Genomic DNA, 23,103 nt, shown 5'->3' with positions numbered 1-23,103 from the left:
CGTCGCGCGACGGCCGGGGCGGGGCCGGTCTCAGCGCTGGCCGTAGACGTTCTGGTAGCGGTCGTAGAGCGAGTCGATCATGCGCGGCTCGATGGGCAGCGGCTCGCCGAGCTGGCGGGAGATGTGCACCGTGCGGGCGACCTCCTCGACCATCACGGCGGCCTTCACCGCGGCGCGGGCGTCCTTGCCGATCGTGAACGGGCCGTGGTTCTGCATGAGCACGGCGGGGCTGCGGTGGCCTTCGAGCGTCTCGACGATGCCGCGGCCGATGGAGTCGTCGCCGATCACGGCGAAGGGGCCGACGGGCACGGGGCCGCCGAACTCGTCGCCCATCATCGTCAGCACGCAGGGGATCTCCTCGCCGCGCGCGGCCCAGGCGGTGGCGTAGGTCGAGTGGGTGTGCACGACCCCGCCCACCTCGGGCAGGTGGGAGTACACGTAGGCGTGGGCGGCGGTGTCCGAGGAGGGGGTCAGGGTGTCGGGCGTACCGTCGTCGATCTTCTCGCCGTCCAGGGTGCACACCACCATCGACTCCGGGGTGAGCTCGTCGTAGGAGACGCCCGAGGGCTTGATGACCATCAGCCCCGGGACCTCGGGGGAGGTGGCGGGGACCCGCGCGGAGACGTTCCCGGCCGTCCACACCACCAGTCCGTTGCGGGGCAGCTCGGCGTGCAGTGCGGCGACCTGCTCCCGGGTGGCGGCCACGGCCTCCTGGGTGTCGTGGGGGAGGGCGGTGAGGGCGAGGGTCATGGGGACTCCTGGGAGGTCGAGACGACGGGCGAGGGGGCGGGTCGAGGTCGCCGGGATGAGCTGGGGCGCCTGGATGAGCTGGGGCGCCCGGAGGAGCGGGATCAGCCGAGCAGCTCGCCGGCCAGCCGCTCGACCGGGAGCCCGGTGCGATAGCTGGTCAGCCACTGGGCGTGCCCGGCCATCCCGGTCTCCTCGGGGGCGAGGGTGCTGAGCTGCTGGGAGGCGAAGATCTCGGTGGCCAGGAAGTCGCGGAGGGTGGTCTGCTCCGCGGGTCGGGCGGCGGAGGTCCCGGCGGCGGCGGTCCGAACGCGGGCGGTGAAGGCGGCGAGCAGGGCCATGCCCCAGGCGCCGCCCTCGGCCGCGGAGTCGCCGACGGCGACCGGGGTGGCGAGCGCGTCGGCCAGCACCTGCTGGGCGACGCCTGCGGTGGCGAAGATGCCGCCGTGGGCGTACATCACGTCCAGCTGCACGCCCTCGTCCTTCAGCAGCGCCTCCATGCCGACGGCCAGCGCCCCGAAGGCGCCGTAGAGCTGGGAGCGCATGAAGTTCTCGAGCGTGAAGCGGGCCTCCTGCTCGCGCACCAGCAGGGGCCGGCCCGAGGGGACGCCCGTCTGGTGCTCGCCGGAGACGTAGTTGAAGCTCAGCACCCCGCCGGCGTCGGCGTCGCCCTCGGCGCCCGCGCCGAACAGGGTGCCGTACAGCTCCTCGGGGCCGACGGGGTGGCCCAGCAGCTCGGCGAAGCGGGCGAAGAGGCCCAGCCAGGCGTCGAGGTCGGTGGTGCAGTTGTTGGTGTGGATCATCGCCACCGGATCCCCGGCCGGGGTGGTGACCATGTCGATCTCCTCGCGCGGGCCGGAGAGCTGCCCTTCGAGCACGACCATCGCGAAGGCGCTGGTGCCGGCGGAGACGTTCCCGGTGCGCGGGGCGATGGCGTGGGTGGCGACCATGCCGGTGCCGGCGTCCCCCTCGGGAGGAGCTGCGACCGCGCCGGGCTGCAGCGCGCCGCGGGGATCCAGCAGCGCCGCACCCTCGGCGGTCAGGGAGCCGGCGTCCTGGCCGGCCACGAGCACCTCGGGGAGCACGTCGGCAAGGGACCAGGGGAGGTCGGGCACGCCGTCGAGCGCGGAGAAGCGCTCGAGCAGCTCGGGGTCGAAGGCGTCGCCGGCGGCGGAGATCGGGAACATTCCGCTGGCATCGCCGACGCCGAGAACCCTGCGCCCGGTGAGCTGCCAGTGGACGTAGCCCGCGAGGGTGGTGAGGAGGTCGAGGCTGCGCACATGCTCCTCACCGCTGCGGATCGCGTGGAGCAGGTGGGAGATGCTCCAGCGCAGCGGGATGTTGAGGGCGAGAGCGCGGCTGAGCTCGCCGGCGGCGTCGGTGGTGAAGGTGTTGCGCCAGGTGCGGAAGGGGGCGAGCTGTTCACCGTCGGCCCCGAAGGGGAGGTACCCGTGCATCATCGCGGAGATCCCGAGGCTCGCGAGCTGCGTGAGCTCCACTCCGTGCCGTTCGCGCACCTCGCGCACCAGGTCGGCGTAGCAGTCCTGGATACCGGTCCAGACGCTGTCCAGGGAATAGGTCCAGCTGTCGTCCACGAGCTGGTTCTCCCAGGCGTGGGAGCCGGTGGCGAGCACCGTGCCGGCGTCGTCGATCAGAGCGGCTTTGATGCGGGTCGAGCCGAGCTCGAGCCCCAGGTGGGCGCGGCCCTCGGCGAGGAGGGAGGCGGCGTCGAGAAGCGAGGCGGGGGCCACGTCGTCGGGCGTCATGGGACCACTGAACCATCAGCTCTCGGCGATGTCAACGTTCACATTAGCGGTCCCGGAGCGTGGACAAAGGGTTCCGGAGCGTCGGCGCGAGGTGGCCGGAGGACGCTCAGTGCGTGCGCTCAGGTCGTGTGGAACGGCGCACGACCAGCCGCGGCGCGAGCGTGAGCGGCGACTCCGGAGCCGGCTGCTCCCCCTCGAGCAGGCTCACCAGGTGGCGCAGCGCCGCCCGCCCCACCTCGGCGAACGGCTGTGCGACCGTGGTCAGCGAGGGGATCAGGAACTCGGCGCCCAAGGTGTTGTCGAAGCCGACCACGGCGACGTCCTCGGGGACCCGCAGCCCGTGCTCGTGCAGGGCATGCAGGACGCCGATCGCGATCATGTCGTTGGCGGCGAAGATCGCCTCCGGCAGCCCGGAGCGGAGCACGGCCTCCGTGAGCTCGTAGCCCGAGCGCGGGGTCCAGTCGCCCGGCCCGACGACCTCCCCGTCGAGCCCGAGCTCCTCGAGCGCGGCGGTGAAGCCGCTGCGCCGTGCCCGGGCATCGAACCAGTCCGTCGGCCCGGCGATGTGCACGATCGAGCGCACGCCGGTGCGCTGCAGGTGCTCGACCACCTCGTGCGCCCCGCGTCCCTGGTCGATGCCGACCACCTCCACCCCGGCCTCGTGCGGGGGCTGGGCGGAGACCGCGACCACGGGGGTGGAGCGCGCCACGGCGGAGAACGCAGGGGTCATCCCCTCGTGGGCGGCGATCACCAGGATCCCCTCGACCCCGGAGCCCAGCAGCTCCGCACCGATCCGGTGGGCGCTGTGCGGTCCGTGGGGCATCGAGGTCAGCACCACCGAGTACCCGGCCTCGCGGGCTGCGGTCTCGATGGCTGTGGTGGTCTCGGCCGGGCCGAACAGCGACAGGTCGTCGGTGAGCACGCCGATGAGCGAGGAGCGGGAGGTCTTCAGCGCACGGGCCGCCCGGTTGCGGGTGTACCCGAGTTCGGAGATCGCCGTGAGCACCCGGTCGCGGGTGTCCGGTCGGACGATGCCCGGCTCGTTGAGCACGCGGGAGACGGTCTGATAGGAGACGCCGGCGCGGGCGGCGACATCGCCCATCGAGGGGCGGCGCAGGGCGGGGCTCATGAGGGGGCGCCTCCTGTCGGACGGGGCGGCGGGCGGAGGGGCCGGGGCCGCCGAGGTGGTGCGACGGGCCCGGGAGGCCGTGCGCATCAGTGGGAGTCGCCCGTAGGCCCCGGGAACGTGCAGCTCAGGAGGGAACTGCTGAAAGATTTCGCGCCCGTTGCCGAGTTGTGACCCGCTCGGAGCGAGGGGCGGTTGACTTCCTCTGCGATGTGAACGTTACCATTCGAGCGGTCCCCGCCGTCGGCGGAGTCGCGCCATGGTCGGCGCGCGGACCGCCCGACGGGCCCGCCCGGGCCCAGCAGCACCGCCGACACCCCGTCGGCACCGCGCCTGGCATGGACGCCTGCGGTGCCGCCCGGAGTCCCGGCGGGATCTCTCTGCTGTACGCAGCAGACGGCGATTTCGACGAGGAGAAGCCATGTACAACCGGAGAACCTTCATGCTGGGAGCGTCGGCCGCCGCGGCCGCGCTCGGACTGGCGGCCTGCGGTGGTGAGGGCGCCGGTTCCGGCGGCCCCGATCCCGATGCGGAGCCGAGCGAGCAGACCGTCGGCGTCGCGATGCCCACCCAGACCTACGAGCGCTGGGTGGCCGACGGCAACAACATCAAGTCTGGCCTGGAGGAGAAGGGCTTCGTCGTCGACATGCAGTACGCCGACGACGACATCCCCACCCAGCAGCAGCAGATCGACCAGATGATCAACTCCGGCGTGAGCGTGCTGCTCATCGCGTCCATCGACGGCGCCTCCCTCTCGGCGCAGCTCGATGCCGCGGCCGCCGCGGGCATCCCGGTCATCGCCTACGACCGCCTGCTCACCGACAACGAGAACGTCGACTTCTACGTCACCTTCGACAACTACAAGGTGGGCGTGAACCAGGCCAACGCGCTGATGTTCGGCCTGGGACTGCTCGACGAGAGCTTCGAGCCGGCCGCGGACGCCCCCGAGGGTCCGCTGAACGTGGAGCTGTTCGCCGGCTCGCTCGACGACAACAACGCCCACCTGTTCTGGAAGGGTGCGATCGACACGCTGCAGCCGTACTTCGACGACGGCACCCTGAATGTCGTCTCCGGGCAGATGGACATCGATCAGGCCGCCACCCAGCGCTGGGAGCAGGAGACGGCCCAGAAGCGCATGGAGACCCTGCTGACCACGCACTACAGCGGCGGCGAGGAGCTGGCCGGCGTGCTGGCACCGGCCGATCCGCTCTCGCGCGGCATCATCAACGCGCTGCAGAACACCGGCATGGGCCCGACGATCGAGGAGGGCCTGCCGGTGGTCACCGGACAGGACGCCGAGATCGCCACGATCAAGCTGATCGCCGATGGCGTGCAGTCCTCGACGATCTTCAAGGACACCCGAGATCTCGCCGAACAGGCCATCATCGCCGCGGAGTCGATCCTGAACGGTGAGGAGCCCGAGGCCAACGACACCGAGACCTACGACAACGGGGTGAAGGTCGTGCCCTCGTACCTGCTCGAGGTGCAGATGGTGCTGCAGAACAACTACGAGGAGATCATGGTCGACTCGGGCTACTACACGCCGGAGCAGGTCGAGTCCGGCCAGCTCTGAGCAGGCCGCCTCCGCAGAATCCCGGTGGGGCCCCGGCATGCGCCGCATCGCCGGGGCCCCCAGCCCGAAGGAGGGCCCCTTGACCGAACACATCCTCGAGATGCGGTCCATCACCAAACGATTCCCCGGCGTGGTCGCGCTCAAGGACGTCTCCCTGAACGTCGCCGAGCACGAGATCCACGCGATCTGCGGCGAGAACGGCGCCGGCAAGTCCACGCTCATGAAGGTGCTCTCCGGTGTCGAGCCGGCCGGCAGCTACGAGGGCGAGATCCACTACCGCGGCCGACCCGTCAGCTTCGCGAACATCAACGATTCCGAGGCCGAGGGCATCGTGATCATCCACCAGGAGCTCGCCCTGGTGCCCCACCTGTCGATCGCCGAGAACATCTTCCTCGGCAACGAGCAGGCCCGCGGAAGGGTGATCAGCTGGCACGAGACCAATGCGCGGGCCGCCGAGCTGCTCGAGCGCGTGGGCCTGAAGGAGAAGCCCGTTACGCCCGTCGGTCAGCTGGGCGTCGGGAAGCAGCAGCTGGTGGAGATCGCCAAGGCGCTCTCGAAGAACGTCAGCCTGCTGATCCTCGACGAGCCCACCGCGGCGCTGAACGACGACGACTCCGCGCATCTGCTCAGCCTCATCCGGGGCCTGCGCGACGAGGGCGTCACCAGCATCATCATCTCCCACAAGCTGGGAGAGATCGCGGCCGTCGCCGATGCCACCACCGTGATCCGCGACGGTTCGACGATCGAGACCATCGACATGCGGGTCCCGGCCGAGCAGCGGCACACGCTGATCCCGCGCCTCATCAAGGGCATGGTGGGGCGCGACATCGAGAGCCTCTATCCGCAGCGCCACGCCGAGATCGGTGAGGAGATCTTCCGGATCGAGGACTGGCACGTCGGCCACCCCACTCAGGCCGGTCGCACCGTCGTGGACGGCGCGGCGCTGGACGTCCGCGCCGGCGAGGTGGTCGGGATCGCGGGCCTGATGGGCGCCGGACGCACCGAGCTGGCGATGAGCGTGTTCGGCCGCTCCTACGGCCGCGACATCTCCGGGACCGCGTTCATGCACGGCCGACCGGTGCGGCTGCGCACCGTCGCCGACGCGATCGATGCGGGCATCGCCTACGTCTCCGAGGATCGCAAGCAGTTCGGCCTGAACCTGATCCAGGACATCCGCACCAACGTGACCGCCGCCGCGCTGAAGAAGGTCACCACCGGTGGCTGGATCAACGGCAACGAGGAGATCGCGGTGGCCGAGCGCTACCGCTCCTCGCTGAACATCAAGACCCCGACGGTGATGGCGACGGTCGGGAAGCTCTCGGGCGGCAACCAGCAGAAGGTGGTGCTCAGCAAGTGGCTGTACACCGAGCCGGAGCTGCTGATCCTCGACGAGCCCACCCGAGGCGTCGACGTCGGAGCGAAGTTCGAGATCTACTCGATCATCAACCAGCTCGCCGAGGCAGGCAAGGCGATCATCGTCATCTCCTCGGAGCTGCCCGAGGTGATGGGCCTGGCCGATCGCATCTACACACTGTCCGCGGGCCGGGTCACCGGTGAGGTCACCGCCCAGGACGCCACGCAGGAGCGCCTGATGGAGCTCATGACCATGGAGAGGGAGTGAGCGCGCCTCATGGCCGGAACTTCTGACATCAAGGAACTTCTCACGCGCAATCTGCGCCAGAGCGGCATCTACATCGCGTTCGTGTTCATCATCGTGCTGTTCACGTTCCTCACCGGGGGCCAGCTGCTGAGCCCCGGCAATCTCACCAACCTGGTGCTGCAGTACTCCTATATCCTGATCCTCGCGATCGGCATGGTGCTGATCATCGTGGCCGGGCACATCGACCTGTCGGTGGGTTCGGTGGTCGCGCTCACCGGCGCAGTCGCCGCCGTGGTGGTGATCGGGAACGGCCTGCCCTGGTGGGTGGGCGTGCTCGCGGCGCTCGGCACCGGCGTGCTGGTGGGGCTGTGGCAGGGCTTCTGGGTCGCGTACGTGGGCATCCCCGCGTTCATCGTCACCCTGGCCGGCATGCTCATCTTCCGCGGCCTGACCATGCAGGTGCTGGGCAACGTCTCCCTCTCGCCGTTCCCCGAGCAGTACCAGTACATCTCCGGCGGCTTCCTCAACGGCCTCCTCGGCGGTGACGGCTACGACGCCTTCACGCTGTTCCTCGCCGCGGCGCTGGTGGCGGTGTTCGCGATCCAGGAGTACCGCGGGCGCCTGGCGAAGCTGAAGTACAAGCAGCAGGTCGAGGCCTTCCCCCTGTTCTGGCTCAAGATCGCTGCGGTGGCGGTCGTCGTGATGGCCTTCGCCTGGCAGCTCGCGCACTCCCGCGGTCTGCCCGTGGTGCTGATCCTGCTGGCGGCGCTGGTGCTGATCTACGGCTTCATCAGCCAGCGCACCATCTTCGGCCGTCATATCTACGCCATGGGCGGCAACCTCCAGGCCGCGCAGCTCTCCGGCGTGAAGACGCGGCGGGTGAACATGTGGCTGTTCGTGAACATGGGCTTGCTCTCCGCGGTCGCGGGCATCGTCTACTCGGCCCGCTCCAACAGTGCCCAGCCCGGCGCCGGCAACATGTTCGAGCTCGACGCGATCGCCGCGGCCTTCATCGGCGGCGCGGCGGTGACGGGCGGCGTGGGCAAGGTCCACGGCGCGATCATCGGCGGCCTGATCATGGCCGTGATGTCCAACGGCATGTCGATCATGGGCATCGATCAGTCCACCCAGTCCGTGGTCCGTGGCGTGGTGCTGCTGGTCGCTGTGGCCTTCGACGTCTGGAACAAGAAGCGGTCCCAGTCGGGCGCGTGAGCCCCTCGGATCCTTTGCACCGGGACCTGCAACGATGTACAGTAAAACTGTGATATAGGGCACAAACCGGCGTTCCCCCGGGGGCGCAGGAGTGCCCCCCGAGGCCCCACCGGGCCGGTGTGCTCGCAGGGCGCACCGTCGCGGTGGGCGCTCCGGGGCGCGGCCCGTCCGCGGGCGTCGTCCCGGTCTCCTGACCGAGCCGTGCTCTGCATCCGGCGCCCGGCACCCTGATCCCGATGGAGTGTTGAGATGAGGAATCGTCCACCCCGCTCGGCGTCGAACCGGCCCCCGACGGCCAGGGGAGTCAGCCGGCGACACCTGTTCGGTGCCGGAGCGCTGGCGGCCACGTCGTTGCCCCTGGCCGGATGTTCCACCCCGCTGGCCGCCGGTCTGCTGGGCACCCGGGTCTCCCCGGACACGCTGATCTACTGGAACCTCTTCGGCGGCGGCGATGGCGTCCGCATGCAGGACATGCAGCAGGGCTACCGTGAGATCTACGGCCCGAACTCCTTGCAGGCCACGACGCTGACCTGGGGAAATCCGTACTACTCGAAGCTGACGCTGGCCACGGTCGGCAATCAGCCGCCCGACGTCGCGGTCGCCCACCTCACCCGTGCCAAGCCGCTGTGGAGCGGCGGCCTGCTGGATCCGATCACCGAGGAGGATCTCGCCGGTGTCGGGCTGTCCAGCGCGAGCTTCAATGCCCGGAACTGGGAGGAGCAGAAGGTCGACGGCCAGAACATCGCCATCCCGCTCGACACCCACCCGTTCACACTGTTCTACAACAAGACGGTGTGCGAGCAGGCCGGGCTCCTGGACGCAGACGGGCTGATCGTGGACCTCACCGGCATGGACGCCTTCGAGGCCGCCCTGGCCGAGATCAGCGCCGTCACCGGCGGCCTCGCGATCACCGTCGCGAACGTCTCCGAGACGTCGACCCCCTGGCGCTTCTTCTGGACGCTCTACAACCAGATCGAGGGCGTCACCCCGTTCCTCTCGGACGACGGGGCCACCATCAGCGTCGACGAGGAGGCCTTCATCGAGGTCATGAGCAAGGTGCAGCACTGGGTCGACCAGGGATGGCTCAACAGCGGTCTGGACTACGCGACCTCGCAGACGACGATGTTCGCCGGTGATTCCGGGTTCTACCTGCAGGGCGAGTGGGAGATCGCCACCGCCCAGTCGATCGAGGGTCTCGAGTTCGGGATGGCCCCGGTCCCGCAGGTCTACGACCGGCCCGCCGTCCAGGCCGATTCGCACACCTTCATCCTTCCCCACATGGACCGGACCCCGGAGCAGAAGCAGAACGCGATGGAGTTCATCAAGGCCATGCTGGAGCAGAGCCTGATCTGGGCCGAGGGCGGGCACATCCCGTCGTACCTGCCCACCTTCGAGAGCCAGGAGTACCAGGACCTCGAGCCGCAGCGCTACTACGCCGAGTCGGCCGACTATGCGGTCTACACCGACGCGGCCTGGTACAGCGGCTCCGGGTCAACCTTCGAGAACACCGTCGGCGCTCAGCTCGGCCTGGTGCAGCAGGGTCTGCTCACGCCGGAGCAGGCGCTGCAGGCGATCCGGGACCAGCTCGAGATCTACACGACCACGCCCAGTCCCCTCTGATCCGGAAGGAACATCTCATGACGACGACGTCTCCCACCGTTCCTCGGCCCGCTGGGGCGCAGGCGGCCCGGCGCCCCTCGGGCGGCAAGACCCGACGACGGACCCCTCAGGCGTGGCTCTTCCTCGCACCCTTCGTGATCTTCTATCTGGCCTTCATGGTCGGACCGATGATCTGGATGTTCGTCGCGAGCTTCTTCCACACCTCGACCGTCGAGAGCGGTCTGGGGCAGTTCGCGGGCGTCGAGAACTATGCCGAGATGTTCGCCCGGGAGGACTTCTGGTCGGCGCTCTGGCACACCCTCCAATTCACCCTGTACACGGTCCCGCCGCTGGTGATCATCGCGTTCGTGATGGCGGTGCTGACCAACCGCGCGGTCCGCGGTCAGTGGTTCTTCCGGCTGGCGTTCTTCCTGCCCTTCATCCTCCCGTCAGCGACGATCTCGCTGATCTGGGTGTTCATCTTCACGCCCAAGACCGGCCTGTGGTCGCTGCCGGCGACCCGGCTCGGCCTCGACGTCGGGAACGGCATCCTCAGCGACCCGCGCACGGCGATGATCGGCATCGCGATCGCCACAATCTGGTGGACCATCGGCTTCAACTTCGTGCTCTACCTGGCGGGCCTGCAGGAGATCCCGCGGGAGCTGTACGAGGCGGCCGCGGTCGACGGCGCCACCCCTCTCCAGCAGATCTGGAAGGTGACCGTCCCGCTGCTGAACCGCACCACCGGGCTGGTGATCCTGCTGCAGATCATCGCGAGCCTGAAGATCTTCGATCAGGTCTACCTGATGACGAACGGTGGTCCCGGGGTGTCGACGCAGGTCGCGCTCGGGCTGATCACCGTCACGGCGTTCACGGACAACCGGATCGGTGCCGCCTCGGCGGCCTCGGTCCTGCTGTTCCTCATCATCCTGGTGATCGCCATCATCCAGCAGATCGTCACCTGGGCCAGCACCAAGCGCGAGGAGGTCTCCTGACATGACTGCCACCGCCACCACCCCCCGAAAGCGCCGCAGCGGAGTCTCCGGCGCCGCGCCCGCCCGCACGGCACCGGTCCGCGACAGCGGCCGCTCGTTCGTCGTGGTCTCCCGCGTCGTCCTCGTGGCGCTCGCCATCCTGTGGCTGATCCCCACCGTGTTCGCGGTCAAGACTTCGCTGACGGAGAACGGCATCGCCGCCCTCGGCGCCCAGGAGATCCTCGCCGACCTCAGCCCGACGCTCGAGTCGTACGTGACGCTGCTGTCCCAGGGCGACATCTGGAACTGGTACCTGTCCAGCTTCCTGACCGCGATCGTCACGGCGGTGCTGACCCTGCTGTTCGCGTCGATGGCCGCCTTCGCGCTGTCCCGGCTGACGTTCGTCGGGCGCACGCTGATCTACCTGTTGATCATCGCCGGGCTGATGATCCCCGCGCAGGTGCTCATCGTGCCGCTGTTCGAGGAACTGCGCTTCCTGCAGCTGCTGAACACCTACTGGGCCGTGATCCTGCCGCAGGTGCCCTCCGTGCTCGCGGTGTTCATCTTCAAGAGCTTCTTCGACGGCATCCCCAAGGAGCTCGAGGAGGCTGCTCGCGTCGACGGTGCCGGACTGTGGCGGATCTACTGGTCGGTGGTGATGCCGCTGTCCCGCCCGGTGACCGCGGCGGTCGCGATCCTGACCTTCGTGTGGACCTGGAACAACCTGCTGCTCCCGCTGTTCGTGCTGTCCAACCCGAACCTGATGACCATCCCGGTCGGTCTGGCCACGGTGCAGGGCACGTTCGGGCTGCGCTATGCGGACATCCAGGCCGGGGCGATCCTCGCCGCGCTGCCCGTGGTGGTGCTGTACCTGTTCTTCCAGCGCCAGATAGTCGAGGGTGTGACGGGCTCCGGCATCAAGGGCTGACACGGGCGTCGGCCGCCCCGGGCGGAGGACGCGGAGTGCCTGCGGTCGTCGAGACGGCGACCGCAGGCACTCCGCTCCGTCATGCCTGAACCGTCGTCGGGCCTGAACCGACGTCATGCCTGAACCGACGGACGATGCTCGCGGAGACGTCGCTTTGCGCACCGAGCCCGCCGAGGCGGACGCATCTGTTGACGCTTGCGTTACAACGATGTAAATTCTGGGTTCTGCACCCGTCCCCGGGTCGCGGCCACCCCGTCTCCTCGGGCTTCCCGCGCCCGACCACGAAGAGGTGGATTGATGAAGCACAGTTCTTCTCGCGCCGGGAGCCCCCGGTCCCGACCGGCGTCTCCGGCGCCCCGATCAGGGCGACGCGGTGAGGGCGGCCCCGCCCTCGGTCGCCGCTCCCTATTGCACGGCGCCGGCGCCCTCGGCGCGCTCGGCGGTCTCGGCGCCCTGTCCGGCTGCGCCGGATCCAGCGCTCGGGCGGCCGACGACATCGCCTTCTGGCACCTGCTCTCCGGGCCCGACGGCGTGACCATGGGCGAGATGCTCGGCGACTACATGACCACCGAGGGCGCCGCCACGGTCGAGCAGACTGTTCTCGCCTGGGGCGCTCCCTACTACACCAAGCTCGCGATGGCGTCGGCCGGCGGGCGTGCCCCCGACCTCGCCGTCATGCATGCGGCGCGCGTACCGGGCTACGCGCCCGGCGGGCTGCTCGATGAGTGGGACATCGACCTGCTCGGCGAGTTCGGGGTGCGGCAGGAGGACTTCCCGGAGCTCATCTGGGACAAGATGGTCGTGGACGGCCAGCTCAGCGCCATCGCCCTGGACTCCCACCCCTTCGTCCTCTACTACAACACCGAGATCGCCGAGGCGGCGGGGGTGCTGGGCAGCGACGGGCTGCTCATGCCCACCGACAACCCCGAGGACTTCCGAGCGCTCGCCCTCGAGCTCGGCGGCAAGGCGCCCAGCGGGTACGGCCTCTCCTTCGGGTACCTGGGGGACGGTTCCAACCAGTGGCGCATGTTCTCCACCTACTACACCCAGCTCGGCGGCACGATCGAGCTGCCCGTGGGCGGGGAGATGGTGTACCAGGAGGAGCTCGTCATCGAGACGGCCGAGTGGATCCTCTCCCTCATCGACGGCGAGGTGGGCAACCCCGGCCACGACGGCGGCACCGCGATCTCCGAGTTCGCCACCGGCGGCTCCGGGGCCTTCTACGGCGGCGTCTGGGAGTCCGGCAACTACCGGAACCAGGGCGTCCCCTTCGACATGACGATGATCCCCGGCGTCTTCGGCGACCCGGTCGCCTATGCCGACTCGCACGCGTTCGTGCTGCCTCATCAGATGAGTCCGGACCCCGAACGGCGCCGCAACGTCCACGCTGTCGTGGCCCACCTGCTGAAGAACTCGATCGACTGGGCGGCGGCCGGGCACATCCCGGCCTACTCGCCGGTGATCGAGGACCCGGCCTACGGCGAGCTGATCCCGCAGTCGCACTACGCCGACGCCGTCGACCACCTCGTCTATGACCCGCCGGCCTGGTTCAGCGGCTCGGGCAGTGACTTCCACACCTACTTCGGCAATGACATGCAGAACGTCTGGGCCCGTCGCGCCGATCCCCTCGAGGGATGGAACGCGTTCGTGGCCAGGATCAACGCTCTGCTGCTCAAGCCCACCCCGATGTGATCGCCGTGCACCAGCCGAACCCCCTCCGCCACCGGGGCACCGCCGCCCCGAGTCGCCAATGCTCCACGTCCGTGCCCGCCCGTCCGCTCGTCGAAGGAGACGTCCGATGACCACCGCCGACGGCCTCGTCGCACCGCCCCGCGCGGCCGACAGGACCGACCACCTCTCCGCCGGGCGCTCCCGCCGGCGCCGCTCCGAGAACCTGCGCGGCTGGATCTACTGCGCGCCCTTCCTCATCGCCTTCGGGCTGTTCCTGATCTGGCCCACCCTCTACGGGCTCTGGATGAGCTTCACCGGGACCAGCCTCGCCGGGACCAACACCCAGTTCGTGGGTCTGGACAACTGGAAGGAGGCCCTCGGTGACCCGCAGGTGTGGACCTCCCTGGGCAACACCGCCTGGTTCACCCTGCTGTCGACGATCCCGCTCGTGGTGATCGCGATGGTGCTCGCCGTGCTGGTGAACCTGGGCCTGCCCGGCCAGTGGTTCTGGCGGCTGAGCTTCTTCATGCCGTTCCTGCTGGCCTCCACCGTGGTCTCCCAGTTCTGGAACTGGATGTACAACCCGCAGCTGGGCCTGATCAACACCTTCCTGGGCTGGTTCGGGATCACCGGCCCCGCCTGGTTGCAGGACCCGAGCACGGCCATGATCGCCGTGGTCATCACCACCGTGTGGTGGACCATCGGCTTCAACTTCCTGCTCTATCTCGCCGCGCTGCAGAACATTCCCGACCAGCTCTACGAAGCCGCCTCCCTCGACGGCGCCGGCGGCTGGCGGAAGTTCCTCTCGATCACGCTGCCCCAGCTGGCGCCCACCACCGTGCTGGTGCTCGTGCTCCAGCTGCTGGCCTCGCTCAAGGTCTTCGACCAGATCTACCAGATGACCGGCGGCGGGCCCGGCGGCACCACCCGCCCCGTGCTGCTGTACATCTACGAGGTCGGCTTCACCGGATACCGCCTGGGCTATGCCTCGGCGATCTCCTACATCTTCTTCTTCCTGATCATCATCGTCTCGATCGCCTACATGGTGATCGCATCCCGACGGAGCGTGAAGGCATGAGCGCCGCGACCCCCACCAGCCCTGCCCTGAGCAAAGCCGTCCCCGCGGTGAAGGCTCCCACCCTGGCGGCGACGGGAACCCGGTCCCGACGGCGCGCACCGGCTCCGGCCCGCATCCTCGCCTTCGTGATCCTCGCCGTTCTGGCACTGGCGTGGCTGACGCCCGTGCTGTGGGCCACGCTCACCTCGTTCAAGAACGAGGCCGAGGCCGCCGCGATGCCGGTGACGATCGTCCCGGAGAACGGCTTCACGCTCCAGGCCTACGTCAACGTGCTCTCCGAGGGCCTGGTGCCCCGCTGGGCATGGAACAGCCTGATCACCTCGGCGGCGGTCACCCTGATCACCGTGGCGATCTCCGCCCTGGCCGGCTATGCGCTGTCGCGCCTGCGGTTCGCGGGGAGGCAGATGCTGATCACCCTGATCGTCGCCTCGATCATGATCCCCGGGCAGATCCTCATCGTGCCGCTGTTCCACCTGATGCTCAATCTGAACCTGGTGGACACCTACTGGGGCATCATCCTGCCGCAGGTGGTCGCCGCCCCGATGGTGTTCATCCTCAAGAAGTTCTTCGACCAGATCCCCTTCGAGCTGGAGGAGGCCGCCCTCATGGACGGTGCGAGCCGCCTGCGGATCCTCTGGTCGATCGTGCTGCCGCTGTCGCGGCCGATCCTGGGCGCCGTCGCGATCTTCGTGTTCATCGGCGCCTGGAACAACTTCCTGTGGCCGTTCATCGTCGTCAACGACTCGAACCTGATGACGCTGCCCACCGGCCTGCAGACGGTGATCAGCGCCTACGGCATCCAGTACGCGCAGAACATGGCCCAGGCCGTGCTCGCCGCGCTGCCGCTGATCGTGGTGTTCATGTTCTTCCAGCGCCAGATCATCAAGGGCATCGCCACCACCGGCATCGCCGGCAGCTGAGCCCCGCAGCGCCCGCCGGCGTCGCAGCTCACGCTGCGGAACCGGCGGGCGCTGTCTGCGTCGCGGCGTCGCGCGCTCAGAGCTCCTTCGTGCCCCAGAGGCTGCGACCGTCCCCGCCCAGCACGCTGAAGGTGAGGGTCCAGGCGCCGGCGCTCTCCCGCCACCCGCGGGTGAAGACCCCCTCGAAGGTCTCGCCCTCGAGCACCACTGTGGCCCGGTACCTGCCCGTGAGCCGCCAGCGGCCGCTGACAGTGCCGGTGATCGTCCCGTCGCGGTGCAGCCGGACCGAATGGGACGGGGTCACCTCCGCGCTGATCTCCCGGCCGTGGTCCACAAGCTGCCAGGCACCCTCGAGCTCCGAGCGGTGGGGAAGGGCGCCGTGCTCCTCGGCGGGAGGCTCTCCCGCGTAGCGATGGGGCGAGATCACCGGCCAGCCGTCGCGGCTGATGTGCATCCGATGCACGCGGACCTGGTGGAGCTCGCCGGTGCCGGGGAACCTGCTGTGGAGGAAGAGGAAGGTGTCCTTCTCCTCGGGGCTGCTCCAGGCGGAGACGTGACCGGGGGAGACGTAGCCGGAGCCCGGCCCGTCCTCGGTGGCATCCGCATAGCGATGGTTGCCCAGCAGCTTCGCCCCGTAGGGCTCGATGGACGCATCGTCGAACAGTGGCAGCGTGGGATCAGCCTTCGCCTCGCGCAGGTCCTGCCCCATCGGGTCGAGATACGGGCCTTCCACGGCGCGGGAGCGGCCCACCCGCACGTTGTACCCGCCGTTCGCGTCCAGGCCGCCGAAGGTGAGCAGCAGGTAGTAGTAGCCGGCTGCCCGCGAGTGCAGGATGTAGGGGGCCTCGATGCGGGCGTGGTTGCCGCCGATGAGGTGGATCCCGTACCCCTGGCCGGGCGTGGGCTGCCCGGTGGCGGGGTCGAGGTCGAGCAGGAAGATCCCACCCGAGTACGAGCCGTAGACCAGGCGGTGGAGGCCGTCGGCGTCCACGAAGGCGTGCGGGTCGATGGCGTTGGGGTGGATCCGGGCGTCGTAGATCTCGCCGTCCTCGCTGGGCTGGTCCCACATCCCCGAGCGCAGGAAGATCCCTTCGTCCCGATAGGGGCCCTCGACATGGTCGGCGATCGCGGTGCCCATCGCCGAGCGCGGCGAGGAACCCTCGCAGGCGCAGTAGTACATCCGGAAGCGTCCGTCGGGGGTCTCGCTGACATCGGCCGCCCACAGGGTGTCGGTGTTCGCCCAGGCGAAGGCCTCGGCGAGCTCCTGGGTGACGTCCTCGAACAGCGGGTTCTCCGGGGTCACGAGATCCGCGACACCCTCCCAGTGCAGGAGGTCCTCGCTGCGGGCGGCGGCCAGATGGGAGCCGAACACGTGGAAGCCCTGCTCGGTGACGATCACCGAGGGGTCGTGCACCGAGATCTCGGTGAAAGAGGGAGTCGGGAGCGGCGGGACTCCCGGTGGTCGGGCGCCGGCGGGGCCCGCGCCGAGCGCGACGCCCCCGGCTGCGGTGGACAGGGTCGCAGTGGCGGCGAACAGGCCGCGTCGTGAGATGGTCGCCATGCTCAACTCCTTCGTCGAGTCCCCGGGGCCGCCCAATGGCCGGGCGCCGCGCTCGACGGTTCCGTTCCGGGGAGGAGGTCGCAGGGTTGCGGGAGGTGAGCGCGGGGAGCGCGACGGGCCGTTCGAGGGTCATCGCGCCGAGTCCGACGTTACAACGTTGAAAAATACCGCGCAAGAGTATTGCCCAGGCTCGGTGGGCAGAACGGCGGGGCGCGGGTGCCGAGCGGCAGCCCGCATACCCGTTCGGCGTCAGCGGCGGTAGGTGAGGATCCGGTAGCGCAGGCCGTTGGTCGCCTCGTGCCAGCCCTCGGCCGGGTCGGCGCTCTGCAGGGAGAACTCCGCAGAGATCTGCGGCGCGGTGGTGTCGCCGTCAACGTCGAGGTCGATCTCGGTGACCACCAGCAGCTCCGCGGCCGCGATCGCGTCCGCGTAGATCGACCCGCCGCCGATCACCCAGATGGTCCCGTCAGGGCCCGCCTCGGTCGCGGCGAGCTCCAGGGCCTCCGGCAGCGAGCGCGCCCGCACCGCGCCGGTCAGCCCGAGGGCGTCGTCCCGGGTGATGACGATGTTCGTACGTCCCGGCAGTGGGCGGAACCGCGAAGGGAAGGAGTCCCAGGTGCGCCGTCCCATCACGACCGGGCAGCCGGAGGTGGTGCTCCGGAAGTGTCGCAGATCCTCCGGGAGGTGCCAGGGCATGGTGCCGCTCGCGCCGATCACGCCTCCGCGGGCCTGGGCCCAGATCATTCCGATCCGCGGCGTCGCCGGGTCATCGGCTGCAGGGCGGGCCGCGGTGTCGGCCCCGCGATGCGTCGTCCCGTTGGCCGCCGTGCTCACACCGCCACCGGGGCCTTGATGCCCTTGTGATGCTGGTAGTCGAGGATCTCGAAGTCCTCGAGCTCGTAGCCGAAGATCGACTCCGGCCGGCGGGCGATCCGCAGCGTCGGGTACGGGAACGGCTCGCGCGAGAGCTGCCGGGTGACCTGCTCGTGGTGGTTGTCGTAGATGTGGCAGTCCCCGCCGGTCCAGATGAAGTCCCCGACCTCGAGATCCGTCTGCTGGGCGATCATGTGGGTGAGCAGCGCGTAGCTGGCGATGTTGAAGGGCACCCCGAGGAAGAGGTCGGCGCTGCGCTGGTACAGCTGGCAGGAGAGCTTCCCGTCGTGCACCTCGAACTGGAACAGCGCATGGCAGGGGGCGAGCGCCATCTTCGGGATGTCCGCCGGGTTCCAGGCGGAGACGATCAGCCGGCGCGAGTCGGGATTCGTGCGGATCTGCTCGATGACGTCGCTGATCTGGTCGATCACCCCGCCGCCGGGGGTGGGCCAGGAACGCCACTGCGCGCCGTAGACGGGGCCCAGGTCGCCGTTCTCGTCGGCCCATTCGTCCCAGATCGTCACCCCGTGCTCCTGCAGCCAGCGCACATTGGTGTCCCCGCGCAGGAACCACAGCAGCTCGAGGATGATCGAGCGGGTGTGCACCCGCTTGGTGGTGATCAGCGGGAAGCCCTCGGAGAGATCGAAGCGGATCTGCTTGCCGAACAGGCTGCGGGTGCCGGTGCCGGTGCGGTCGCTCTTGGCATTGCCGGTCTCCATGACCTCGCGCAGCAGGTCCTCGTAGGGGGTGGGGATGCTCATCGCGTCACTCCTTCTCGATGGCGGTCTGGATCGCGACAGTGGTGGACTCGCGCATCACGAGCCGGTACGGGGCGTCGATCACGCGCGGCGGCCCGTCGTGACCCTGGATGCGTTCGCTGAGCAGGTCCAGGGCGGTGCGGGCGAGCGTCTCCTTGTCCGGGGAGATCGTGCTCAGCGGCGGAGAGGCGAAGGGGGCATCGGGGGTGTCGTCGTAGCCGATCACGGCGACGTCCTCGGGCACGCGCCGGCCGCGGCGGCGAAGCGCGGCGAGCACGCCGATCGCCAGGTCGTCGTTGCCGCAGACGATGCCGTCCACCTCCGCGAAGCGATCCAGCAGGATGTTCGCTCCTTCGAAGCCGTCGGGCCGGTGCCAGTCGTCCACGGCCTGCACCGCCTCGTCGCCCGCCGAGAGCCCGTGCTCGCGCAGCGCGGCGAGGAAGCCGTCACGTCGCAGCGTGCCGGAGCTGTGCGGCTGCCGGCCTCGCTCAGTGGCGATCGCACCGATGAAGGCCAGGCGTCGACGGCCTGCCTCGAGCAGGTGGGTTGTCGCCTCGAAGGAGGCGGCTCGGTTGTCGATCCGCACGTAATCGCTGCCCTCGGGGAGCGCCTCCGGCAGGTGCTCGCCGATGAACACGGTGGGCTGGGTGGTGCGGAGCATCCGGGCGTACTGCTCTTCCTCGAGGAACAGCGGATTGAAGATCACGCCGTCGCCGAAGACGCGCTGGAACCCCTCGAGCACGGTGCGCTCGGCCTCCGGACCGGCGGAGGTCGAATGCAGCACGACTGTCTGGCCGCGGCGCTGAGCCTCGTCGATGAAGCGCTGGGAGAGGTCAGAGAAGTACGAGAAGGTCAGCGAGGGGACCGCGAGGGTGATGACCCCGCTGGCGCCGGTGCGCAGCTGCCGGGCGGCCACCTGGGGCCGGTAGCCGACCTGCAGGATCGCCTCGCGCACCTTCTCGCGCGTGGAATCCCGTACGTGGGGATAGTCGTTGACCACGTTGGAGACGGTCTTGATGGAGACGCCCGCAAGCTCGGCGACATCGCGCAGCGCAGGCGGACGCCGCTGGCCGGAGGTGGAGCGAGAGGGCATGAGGTCGATTCTCGCATTGACGGGTCGCCCGCGGCGGGCGCGATTCGCACCTCACATCAGGACGCCCGGAACAGCTCGTACTGCCGGCACCGCGGGAGGTCGGTGCTCTTGACGAGCGCGTCGGCGGCGCGCCGCCCGGGGTGTGCGCGACCGTCGCGGACTGGCGGTAGTGGCCGACGAGCCGTCCCGGCGCTGTCCTCTCCCCCGATTCCGCTCAGATCTGGGCGGAACTGGGGGATAGGTCAGGCGTGGCGCGGGCGCGGACGCGGGCGCGGACGGGGTGGAGGTCAGGGTCGTCGATCGCCGCTGAGCGGCAGCCGGACTACGATCTCTGACATGTCGCTGCCGAACGATGATGGGTCGAAGGCGAAGCCGCGGTCCCAGCTGTACGCAACGGCCTCATCGATGTAGGCAGGACCCAGCTGATGGTTGAAGGCCACCTCGAGCGCCTCTCGCGCGTGCTGCTTCGGCCGAGCTGGTCGAGCTGGGATCATCGCGCTGGGCAGCTCCGCATGGAGCAGGGCGCGCCACACGTCGTCGAACCTCTCGTACTTCAACAACCACGGCAGCGAATGCTCGATGAGGTCATCGAGGAAGTCGGAGCGGTCCGCTTCAGAAGAGACCTGATACGCGGTTTCGCGGCGAGCTAGCTCGAGCTGGCTGTCGAAGATGCACTCACGAAACGGCGTCGCTGGGGTCGGTGATGCAGCCACGATCGCCTGCAGTTCCCCGCCCACGGCCGCCCACGGGCCAGATGGGCGTGAGCCCAGCTCCAGCTGGAGGCGCACGGCGATCTCGGCGAGATCCAACCGCCAGGTGTTGATGCTCGCTTTGCGGAAGCCCGCCGCTCGGAGATGAGGGGCGATGCTCTGCCGCACCTTGTCGAGAGCGGCACGGTTCTCCTCAGCGCGCTCTCTCTCGCGTCTGGTGAGCATCGAGGCCCCTTCCCAGAGTCCGACCGCGGCCACCGCGGCCCTTCCTCGAACGATAAGCCAGCTCGCACGAGTTCGCTGGCGTGGCAGGAACCCGCTCGGGACGTGTCCGCGAGCCTCTCGGAGAATCTCCCAGGCATGCTGATCTCGACCGGCAGCGAAAGGGACTGGACGGCTGTGAGATCGGGACGCATGCTGTGCTGACAGTGAGGCGGATCGGCACGAGGAGGTGCACCGGGCATGAGCAAAGCACGGTCGTCCAAGAGCGGCAGGAACGGTGGATGGGCCGGCACGATGCGGGAGATCGTGGACGAGGTGCATCGCGGCGTCGATCCCCTGGAGAAGTATGCCCGCATGGTCCCGGGGGACTTCGATGGCGAGGACATGCAACTCCTGCGACACCCTTCCGGCGAGCTGCTCCACCTGGCCGAGTGGGATATCGAGCTCGACGATGCCCGCAACATCGTCCGCTCGGGGGCCGATGTCTATGTCAATCCGGAGGACTATTCACTGTTCGGCGTGTGGCCGGAGGGCGAGGGTGACCAGCAGCAGTGGCTGCTCGGCCCGATGGCTGCGCTCCTGCATGAGGCGGTGCCGCTCGTCGGCAAGAACTACGCCTGGATCCGGATCTCGCTCTACAAATCCGAGAACGGCCTGGTGACCGTACATGTCACCGGGGACTTCGCCTGGCCTGAGTCATTCCCGACGTCACGGGGCATCGGCCGGGTCCGGCGATGAGGTAGCGCACCGGGAGCTCCCGCTCCAGGGCCTCCATCTCATCGCTTGTGATCGCCCGTCCCTCCACCGTGGGGAGGGGTCCGGCGGGTCAGCTCCGCGGCGGTCTCGTCGTCGGTGTCCACCTCTCCGTCCAGGAGCCGGGAGTGCGCGAGGATCTCGGCCTGCAAGACCGCGATGCGGCCATGCGCCTGGCCGCTGCGGGCGCAGGAGTCCAGGTGATCGAGCTTCAGGGTCCCGGACTCCCCGCCGAGAGGAGGGGTGTGGAGGCACGGATCGAAGTGTCTTCGTCGCTGCTCCCGCGCGGCCACGCGTTGACGCCGCGCCCCGCCTGTGGAAAGCTACTTCCAACGTTGCAGAACTGGCCGCCGCGCCCCGAGCGCGCACCCGTGCCCCTCCCTCACGAAGGACGCAGACACTGATGTCATCGCAGGTCACCCTTACTCTCAACCCCGCCTTCCGGGTCGCCCCCGTGCGCCGTCGCACCTTCGGTGCCTTCGTCGAGCACCTCGGCCGCTGTGTCTACACCGGCATCTTCGAGCCGGACCATCCGTCGGCCGACGAGGACGGCTTCCGCTCCGACGTCCTCGCGCTGACCCGCGAGCTCGGTGTGAGCTCCGTGCGCTACCCGGGCGGCAACTTCGTCTCCGGCTACAAGTGGGAGGACGGCGTGGGCCCGGTCGAGGAGCGCCCCGCCCGCCACGACCTCGCCTGGCACTCGACCGACCCCAATACCGTGGGCCTGGACGAGTTCATGGCCTGGGCGAAGAAGGCGGAGGTCGAGCCGATGTACGCGGTGAACCTCGGCACCCGCGGCGTCGAGGAGGCGCTCGACGTGCTCCAGTACGCGAACGCCCCCCAGGGCATCGCCCTCTCGGACCAGCGCGCCGCAAACGGCCACCCCGAGTCCCACGGCATCCGCATGTGGTGCCTGGGCAACGAGATGGACGGCCCCTGGCAGACCGGCCACAAGACCGCCGAGGAGTACGCGCGCGTGGCCACCGAGGCCGCCCGCGCCATGCGCCAGGAGGACCCGGATCTCGAGCTGATCGCCTGCGGCTCCTCGAGCTCCTCGATGGAGACCTTCGCCGCCTGGGAGAACACGGTCCTCACCGAGGCCTACGACCACGTCGACATGATCTCCGCCCACGCCTACTACGCGGAGAAGGACGGCGACCAGGCCTCCTTCCTCGCCTCGGCGGACGACATGGACCACTTCATCGACGCCGTCGTCGCGACCGCGGACCACGTGCGCGCGAAGCTCAAGCGCGAGAAGCACATCATGGTCAGCTTCGACGAGTGGAACGTCTGGTACCAGCACCGCGCCGAGTCCCGTCCCCCGAGCGGGGACGACTGGCCCGTCGCGCCGGTGCTGCTCGAGGACACCTACAACGCGATGGACGCGGTGGTCTTCGGCAACCTGCTGATCTCCCTGCTGCGCCACAGTGACCGCGTCGCCTCGGCCTCGCTCGCCCAGCTGGTCAACGTGATCGCCCCGATCATGACCGAGCCCGGCGGCGCGGCCTGGAAGCAGACCACCTTCCATCCCTTCGCGCTCACCTCCCAGCACGCGCGCGGCGAGGTGCTCGATGTGCGCCTGACCGCGCCCACCTTCGAGAACGCCCGCTTCGGCACCAGCTCCGCGGCTGACGCCGTCGCGACCTGGGACGAGGAGGACGGCGCGCTGTCCGTGTTCGTCGTCAACCGCGGCACCGCCGAGGAGCTCGCGCTGGATGCGGACCTCTCCTCCTTCGGCGATCTCGAGCTGATCGAGGCCGTCACCCTGCACCACGAGGACCCCTACGCGGCCAACTCCAAGGATGCGCCCGACACCGTGTCGCCGGAGGCCAACGACTCGGTGCGCCTCGAGGGTGGCCGCCTGGTCGGCGCGCTGCCGGCGATCTCCTGGTCGCTCGTGCGCCTGGCCCGTCCTTCGGCCTGACCACCTCGGGGGCCG

Annotated in this window: 20 protein-coding genes; 11 read left to right on the top strand and 9 right to left on the bottom strand. The window is 69.3% G+C overall.

What is annotated here, in order from left to right:
- Window positions 1-30 precede the first annotated feature (30 nt).
- The 3 genes from Q0937_RS09675 to Q0937_RS09665 all read right to left on the bottom strand — a co-directional run bounded on the left by Q0937_RS09675 (window position 31) and on the right by Q0937_RS09665 (window position 3,642).
- Window positions 31-750: an L-ribulose-5-phosphate 4-epimerase gene (locus Q0937_RS09675; RefSeq protein ID WP_299303014.1), complete on the bottom strand. Its 720-nt coding sequence runs from the start codon at window positions 748-750 to the stop codon at window positions 31-33.
- 101 nt (window positions 751-851) lie between these two features.
- A complete protein-coding gene (locus tag Q0937_RS09670; protein WP_299303010.1) occupies window positions 852-2,513 on the bottom strand; it encodes a xylulokinase in 1,662 nt (553 codons plus the stop codon).
- Window positions 2,514-2,619: 106 nt separating this feature from the next.
- On the bottom strand, window positions 2,620-3,642 hold the full coding sequence (locus Q0937_RS09665) for a LacI family DNA-binding transcriptional regulator (protein ID WP_299303006.1): 1,023 nt from the start codon (window positions 3,640-3,642) through the stop codon (window positions 2,620-2,622).
- A gap of 418 nt (window positions 3,643-4,060) precedes the next feature.
- Here Q0937_RS09665 and chvE point away from each other — a divergent pair, with 418 nt between their 5' ends.
- The 9 genes from chvE to Q0937_RS09620 all read left to right on the top strand — a co-directional run bounded on the left by chvE (window position 4,061) and on the right by Q0937_RS09620 (window position 15,194).
- Entirely contained in the window at window positions 4,061-5,212 is a 1,152-nt protein-coding gene (gene chvE / locus Q0937_RS09660) for a multiple monosaccharide ABC transporter substrate-binding protein (RefSeq protein WP_299303003.1), read from the top strand.
- 79 nt (window positions 5,213-5,291) lie between these two features.
- Entirely contained in the window at window positions 5,292-6,833 is a 1,542-nt protein-coding gene (gene mmsA / locus Q0937_RS09655) for a multiple monosaccharide ABC transporter ATP-binding protein (RefSeq protein WP_299303000.1), read from the top strand.
- Between the two features lie 9 nt (window positions 6,834-6,842).
- The gene (mmsB, locus tag Q0937_RS09650) at window positions 6,843-8,024 is read left to right on the top strand and encodes a multiple monosaccharide ABC transporter permease (RefSeq protein ID WP_299302997.1); all 1,182 of its coding nucleotides are present in this window, start codon (window positions 6,843-6,845) and stop codon (window positions 8,022-8,024) included.
- 249 nt (window positions 8,025-8,273) lie between these two features.
- Window positions 8,274-9,644 (top strand): extracellular solute-binding protein, encoded by a 1,371-nt coding sequence (locus Q0937_RS09645; protein ID WP_299302994.1) that lies wholly within the window; start codon window positions 8,274-8,276, stop codon window positions 9,642-9,644.
- Between the two features lie 17 nt (window positions 9,645-9,661).
- Window positions 9,662-10,618 carry a carbohydrate ABC transporter permease gene (locus tag Q0937_RS09640; protein ID WP_299302991.1) on the top strand — a complete coding sequence of 319 codons (957 nt, stop codon included), beginning with the start codon at window positions 9,662-9,664 and terminating at the stop codon, window positions 10,616-10,618.
- Window position 10,619: 1 nt separating this feature from the next.
- Complete coding sequence (locus Q0937_RS09635; protein WP_299302988.1) at window positions 10,620-11,525, top strand: carbohydrate ABC transporter permease; 906 nt, start codon at window positions 10,620-10,622, stop codon at window positions 11,523-11,525.
- Window positions 11,526-11,822: 297 nt separating this feature from the next.
- On the top strand, window positions 11,823-13,217 hold the full coding sequence (locus Q0937_RS09630) for an extracellular solute-binding protein (protein ID WP_299302985.1): 1,395 nt from the start codon (window positions 11,823-11,825) through the stop codon (window positions 13,215-13,217).
- Window positions 13,218-13,323: 106 nt separating this feature from the next.
- Window positions 13,324-14,274 (top strand): carbohydrate ABC transporter permease, encoded by a 951-nt coding sequence (locus Q0937_RS09625; protein WP_299302982.1) that lies wholly within the window; start codon window positions 13,324-13,326, stop codon window positions 14,272-14,274.
- Complete coding sequence (locus tag Q0937_RS09620) at window positions 14,271-15,194, top strand: carbohydrate ABC transporter permease (RefSeq protein ID WP_299302979.1); 924 nt, start codon at window positions 14,271-14,273, stop codon at window positions 15,192-15,194. Before Q0937_RS09625 ends, Q0937_RS09620 begins: the two co-directional genes overlap by 4 nt.
- 76 nt (window positions 15,195-15,270) lie before the next feature.
- Here Q0937_RS09620 and Q0937_RS09615 read toward each other — a convergent pair whose 3' ends face one another.
- The 5 genes from Q0937_RS09615 to Q0937_RS09595 all read right to left on the bottom strand — a co-directional run bounded on the left by Q0937_RS09615 (window position 15,271) and on the right by Q0937_RS09595 (window position 20,414).
- Window positions 15,271-16,755 (bottom strand): glycoside hydrolase family 43 protein, encoded by a 1,485-nt coding sequence (locus Q0937_RS09615; RefSeq protein ID WP_299302976.1) that lies wholly within the window; start codon window positions 16,753-16,755, stop codon window positions 15,271-15,273.
- A 249-nt stretch (window positions 16,756-17,004) separates the two neighbouring features.
- Window positions 17,005-17,499 (bottom strand): dihydrofolate reductase, encoded by a 495-nt coding sequence (locus Q0937_RS09610; RefSeq protein WP_299303200.1) that lies wholly within the window; start codon window positions 17,497-17,499, stop codon window positions 17,005-17,007.
- An 86-nt stretch (window positions 17,500-17,585) separates the two neighbouring features.
- A complete protein-coding gene (locus Q0937_RS09605; protein WP_299302973.1) occupies window positions 17,586-18,389 on the bottom strand; it encodes a thymidylate synthase in 804 nt (267 codons plus the stop codon).
- A gap of 4 nt (window positions 18,390-18,393) precedes the next feature.
- Window positions 18,394-19,479 carry a LacI family DNA-binding transcriptional regulator gene (locus Q0937_RS09600; RefSeq protein ID WP_299302970.1) on the bottom strand — a complete coding sequence of 362 codons (1,086 nt, stop codon included), beginning with the start codon at window positions 19,477-19,479 and terminating at the stop codon, window positions 18,394-18,396.
- A 287-nt stretch (window positions 19,480-19,766) separates the two neighbouring features.
- Window positions 19,767-20,414 carry a hypothetical protein gene (locus Q0937_RS09595; protein WP_299302968.1) on the bottom strand — a complete coding sequence of 216 codons (648 nt, stop codon included), beginning with the start codon at window positions 20,412-20,414 and terminating at the stop codon, window positions 19,767-19,769.
- 237 nt (window positions 20,415-20,651) lie between these two features.
- On the opposite strand from Q0937_RS09595, the gene Q0937_RS09590 reads away from it, so the two are divergent.
- Window positions 20,652-21,149: a hypothetical protein gene (locus Q0937_RS09590; protein ID WP_299302965.1), complete on the top strand. Its 498-nt coding sequence runs from the start codon at window positions 20,652-20,654 to the stop codon at window positions 21,147-21,149.
- A 38-nt stretch (window positions 21,150-21,187) separates the two neighbouring features.
- Here the strand turns inward: Q0937_RS09590 and Q0937_RS09585 are convergent, their stop codons facing one another.
- A complete protein-coding gene (locus tag Q0937_RS09585) occupies window positions 21,188-21,457 on the bottom strand; it encodes a hypothetical protein (RefSeq protein ID WP_299302963.1) in 270 nt (89 codons plus the stop codon).
- 110 nt (window positions 21,458-21,567) lie between these two features.
- Here Q0937_RS09585 and Q0937_RS09580 point away from each other — a divergent pair, with 110 nt between their 5' ends.
- Complete coding sequence (locus Q0937_RS09580) at window positions 21,568-23,088, top strand: alpha-N-arabinofuranosidase (protein WP_299302960.1); 1,521 nt, start codon at window positions 21,568-21,570, stop codon at window positions 23,086-23,088.
- Window positions 23,089-23,103 lie beyond the last annotated feature (15 nt).

This window comes from uncultured Brachybacterium sp., from assembly GCF_947500705.1.
Classification (GTDB): Bacteria; Actinomycetota; Actinomycetes; order Actinomycetales; family Dermabacteraceae; genus Brachybacterium.
This window is presented reverse-complemented; position numbering and strand designations above follow the sequence as displayed.

Coding starts and splice junctions, on each gene's coding strand:
- Q0937_RS09675 (WP_299303014.1), bottom strand. CDS start 750: ATGACCCTCGCCCTCACCGCCCTCCCCCACGACACCCAGGAGGCCGTG.
- Q0937_RS09670 (WP_299303010.1), bottom strand. CDS start 2,513: ATGACGCCCGACGACGTGGCCCCCGCCTCGCTTCTCGACGCCGCCTCC.
- Q0937_RS09665 (WP_299303006.1), bottom strand. CDS start 3,642: ATGAGCCCCGCCCTGCGCCGCCCCTCGATGGGCGATGTCGCCGCCCGC.
- chvE (WP_299303003.1), top strand. CDS start 4,061: ATGTACAACCGGAGAACCTTCATGCTGGGAGCGTCGGCCGCCGCGGCC.
- mmsB (WP_299302997.1), top strand. CDS start 6,843: ATGGCCGGAACTTCTGACATCAAGGAACTTCTCACGCGCAATCTGCGC.
- Q0937_RS09645 (WP_299302994.1), top strand. CDS start 8,274: ATGAGGAATCGTCCACCCCGCTCGGCGTCGAACCGGCCCCCGACGGCC.
- Q0937_RS09640 (WP_299302991.1), top strand. CDS start 9,662: ATGACGACGACGTCTCCCACCGTTCCTCGGCCCGCTGGGGCGCAGGCG.
- Q0937_RS09635 (WP_299302988.1), top strand. CDS start 10,620: ATGACTGCCACCGCCACCACCCCCCGAAAGCGCCGCAGCGGAGTCTCC.
- Q0937_RS09630 (WP_299302985.1), top strand. CDS start 11,823: ATGAAGCACAGTTCTTCTCGCGCCGGGAGCCCCCGGTCCCGACCGGCG.
- Q0937_RS09625 (WP_299302982.1), top strand. CDS start 13,324: ATGACCACCGCCGACGGCCTCGTCGCACCGCCCCGCGCGGCCGACAGG.
- Q0937_RS09620 (WP_299302979.1), top strand. CDS start 14,271: ATGAGCGCCGCGACCCCCACCAGCCCTGCCCTGAGCAAAGCCGTCCCC.
- Q0937_RS09615 (WP_299302976.1), bottom strand. CDS start 16,755: ATGGCGACCATCTCACGACGCGGCCTGTTCGCCGCCACTGCGACCCTG.
- Q0937_RS09610 (WP_299303200.1), bottom strand. CDS start 17,499: ATGATCTGGGCCCAGGCCCGCGGAGGCGTGATCGGCGCGAGCGGCACC.
- Q0937_RS09605 (WP_299302973.1), bottom strand. CDS start 18,389: ATGAGCATCCCCACCCCCTACGAGGACCTGCTGCGCGAGGTCATGGAG.
- Q0937_RS09600 (WP_299302970.1), bottom strand. CDS start 19,479: ATGCCCTCTCGCTCCACCTCCGGCCAGCGGCGTCCGCCTGCGCTGCGC.
- Q0937_RS09595 (WP_299302968.1), bottom strand. CDS start 20,414: ATGCTCACCAGACGCGAGAGAGAGCGCGCTGAGGAGAACCGTGCCGCT.
- Q0937_RS09590 (WP_299302965.1), top strand. CDS start 20,652: ATGAGCAAAGCACGGTCGTCCAAGAGCGGCAGGAACGGTGGATGGGCC.
- Q0937_RS09580 (WP_299302960.1), top strand. CDS start 21,568: ATGTCATCGCAGGTCACCCTTACTCTCAACCCCGCCTTCCGGGTCGCC.